Raw genomic sequence first — 3,540 nt, forward strand, 5'->3', positions numbered from 1 at the left:
TTGTTGCCTTCCCCCTGTTCACATATAGTGTACTAAATTACACTCCATGTGTCCAAGTTTCCTAAGGGGCTATTGAGACTTTATTACCTTATGAAGCACCCTAATCAAGTTTTGACAAGAGAACAGATTATTAATGAGTTATATCCAAACCTTGAAAAAATTGTCATAAGTCGAAGGCTGGCATTGAAACTGGCCGGACTGGCGCATGTATATTTCGAGACGGATACGAAGGTATCAACGATGCTGAAGGCATTGACGGATGGAAAAAATGCGTACAATGGCTCAATCGGTATCTATTGGCAAGACCGTAATTTCAGAAGATTTGTGTTGAACGACACAGACGAAAACATCAATCAAAAAATCCAAAATTACGTAAAAACAGTGTTGAATACGCGGAAAACGGCTGACGAATACCGCTGGTCCTACGTTCAACACTTGCAATATCAACGGGCGATCGAGCGGTACCGCGAAGGCGAAGCCGAAAACAACGGGATGATCGAGTACGCTTTGCAGGAAAACGAGGAGCTACGGGAACAGGTCAGGAGCCTAGAGGCAGAAAACTATTATTTGAAGGGAATACAGCAGATGCTGTATTCAAATGAGTTGGACGAGCAGAGACCGTTGATTTTCAAAGGCGCCGAAGTGGAACTATTCGCCAACGAGCAGGCGGAACTTATTCTCGACATCATTGAGGAGAAGCTCAGGAGCGGAAGCTGTTCAGTACGCATCCGAAATATGTTGGAATCCATTCTGGAAGCCAACGAGCGAACGAACAACAAGAAAACGTTTATCGATCAGGTGAAAGCCGTGCTGACGGAGTCTGGCGGCTTGTCGAGTCAGGGAAAAAGGGAACTAATTAAACTCGGGTTTGAGTTGACTGATGATGGAAAACACTACAAGCTTAAGATTAAGGGTGAAGATCGCTATTCGCATTCTATTGCCAAGACACCAAGTGACGTCCGCTCCGGAGAAAATAACTTCGCACAGTTCAAGAATCGGTTTTTTTAATGAGTTTTCTATCATAATTTTTCCTGAGAGAGCAAGCTGCTCACCATACGAATCAAATATTAATCCTCTCAAATCGTTTTTTAAGGAAAGGATTCGTATTTCCTGATACCATAAGCTTATTTACCTCGCACAACCGTTTTTTGCGAAAACTCCCAGACCCTTTCTTGTAAGCTTACGCAAAAGTAAAAGCTGGAGGCATATTAGTTAAGGGCACCCCAAAAGGTGCCCTAATAACTTGTGGATCGGCTACACTGAATTGGACAATTCTCTTAAGGTCTAGTAGATTGAAATCAAATCGACAAGGAACGGAGAGAATGTCATGCAGAAACGTGAGCGTCGGTCATTTACAGACGAGTTCAAGCAGCAGATGGTTCAACTTTACGAGAATGGGAAACCGCGGGCAGATATTTTGAGAGAATATGATCTGAGTGCATCTGCGTTTGACCGTTGGGTCAAACAGAGTAGAACAACAGGTTCTTTCAAAGAAAAGGACAACCGGACAGAGGAACAGAATGAACTCCTTGCGCTACGTAAGGAAATTCAACGATTGAAAATGGAGAACGATATTTTAAAGCAAGCAGCGCTGATCTTCGGACGAAAATAACGGTAATCCAGCAAAACGCTCATAAGTATCCCATATCGGCCATGTGCAAGATTCTTCAGGTCAATAGGAGTACCTACTACTACGAGAGTAATGAGCAATCATCTGTCAATGATGAAGTGGAACAAGCAATTATCCGTATTTTTGAAGAGAATCAGCGCGTGTATGGAGCAAGGAAGATCAAAGCAAAACTTCAAGCGTAAAGGGAGACTTGCGTCAGATCCAGCTCTTTCATACGGATCGTGGTAGTGAATTTAAAAATCAGACGATTGATGAAGTCATCCACACGTTCGAAATCAAACGTTCCCTGAGCATGAAAGGCTGTCCCTATGACAATGCAGTTGCTGAAGCTACCTTTAAGCTAATCAAAGCAGAGTTCGTAAAGAATCGGCAGTTTGAGTCGTTGACACAGTTGAAGCTAGAATTAGAAAAATACGTCAAGTGGTTTAACGAAACAAGAATTCACTCGACATTGGGGTATCTGAGTCCACTCGTTTACAAACAGAAGGCACTTAAGAAATCCGTCTAGTTTGGTGTTGACAGTCCACATTTCAGAGGATACAAGCGATTTCATTTTGCTTGTTCCTGAAAAATACCGTAACAAGGAAAAAGAAATTTTGGAGTACTTTAAGAAAAACAGAAAGAATCTTGTTGAGGCAGATGAGAACATGTTTCAGGTGGAAGTTCCGGATCGTGTAAGAAATCAACGGCTGTCTATCATCTGGACAGCAAATAACCAGAAAATATTTAGCTTCAATCCAGAAGTGTTTCCATTAGAAAACAATATGATTGTAGATCCGATTATTCGCGTCGTTACTGAGAAAAACAGCCTTGTTGCAGACAAAGCCAACATGATGAGCGGAGGGGGGGGCCGCGATCCGTTAAAGGTGAAATTGATAAACAGAGACAGTGAACGGACGTTCGAGTTGCTCGAACCTGAACTGAAAAGGCTGAAGCTCGACGATAACCTGACAAATCTGATATCAGTCGACCAATATGTTCTGAGTCAGATATATGAATTGAAAAATACAAGGACCCAGCTTACATTCATCAGTCTCGGACTGTTAGCCGGATTGCTGGTGCTTGTCGTACAAAATCTGAGCGTGTTTTTTAGCAAATTTCAACGAAGATTTATCGTGCGCAGATTATTCGGTACCGGTTTTTTCAAAACGTACCAGGAATATATGTGGTTGCTGTCGGTGACATGGGCGATCCAGATCGGCGCCTGCCTATTGGTAAACAGTGGTTTTGCATCCAGTTTGCTTCAAATGGCCGGAAGTGTATCTATGGTAGCGTCATCCGTCAACGAAGCAGTCGGATCATCTAGCGATCGTCTGCTTGCAATAGGCGGCGGGGTGCTCGCTATTGAATTTGTAGCGTCTGTTCTCCACTGTTTGTTATCGAGCGGAAAAATAAAGGAAAAGTACTAAAAGGAGGTGGGGGAGCAGCATGAAAACGGTATGTGAACTGGTTGATGTCAGCAAACGCTATCAAGATCACACGGTTCTTGAACAAATCAATTTGAAAGTATATGAAGGAGATATGCTCGCTATTACGGGTAAAAGCGGCTCTGGCAAGACGACTGTTCTCAATATTATGGGATTGCTTGAAGATCCGAGTAGTGGCACAGTGAAACTGTTTGATAAGCAGCGTCCGCGGATTGGATCGGCTCAGGCAAACAAACTGCTTAGAACAAGAATTGCTTATCTCTTCCAGAACTTCGCATTGATTGATGATGCAACCGTTGACTATAACCTTGAGGTCCCGCTGCTTTATTCGGGAAAAACAAGAGCGGAAAAGCAAAAATTAAAAAAAGAGGCACTGGAGAAAGTGGGGCTGGATATCTCACTCAAGCGAGCCTTTTGCAGATTTCTGAGCCCTTTCGTATCAAGCACTTGAAAAGCATAAAAAAGGACTTCACCCCAAGAAGG

2 protein-coding genes and 2 pseudogenes are annotated in these 3,540 nt (G+C 43.0%); all 4 read left to right on the plus strand.

The features are described 5' to 3' along the window. Nucleotides 1–90: 90 nt before the first annotated feature. A complete protein-coding gene (locus tag AC3WQH_RS25285; RefSeq protein WP_492332318.1) occupies nt 91–1,008 on the plus strand; it encodes a hypothetical protein in 918 nt (305 codons plus the stop codon). 319 nt (nt 1,009–1,327) lie between these two features. Next, nucleotides 1,328–2,138, plus strand: a pseudogene (locus AC3WQH_RS25290) (IS3 family transposase). Between the two features lie 88 nt (nt 2,139–2,226). Further along, a complete protein-coding gene (locus tag AC3WQH_RS25295) occupies nt 2,227–3,039 on the plus strand; it encodes a DUF1430 domain-containing protein (protein WP_492332319.1) in 813 nt (270 codons plus the stop codon). Nucleotides 3,040–3,058: 19 nt separating this feature from the next. Then, a pseudogene (locus tag AC3WQH_RS25300) lies at nt 3,059–3,466 on the plus strand (ATP-binding cassette domain-containing protein); the annotation flags it as partial. Between the last annotated feature and the right edge of the window lie 74 nt (nt 3,467–3,540).

Source organism: Brevibacillus sp. FW301-21C12A (assembly GCF_058788915.1).

Bases quoted from the DNA above. Each gene is read 5' to 3' on its own strand.
- AC3WQH_RS25285 (WP_492332318.1), top strand. From the start codon at position 91: ATGAAGCACCCTAATCAAGTTTTGACAAGAGAACAGATTATTAATGAG.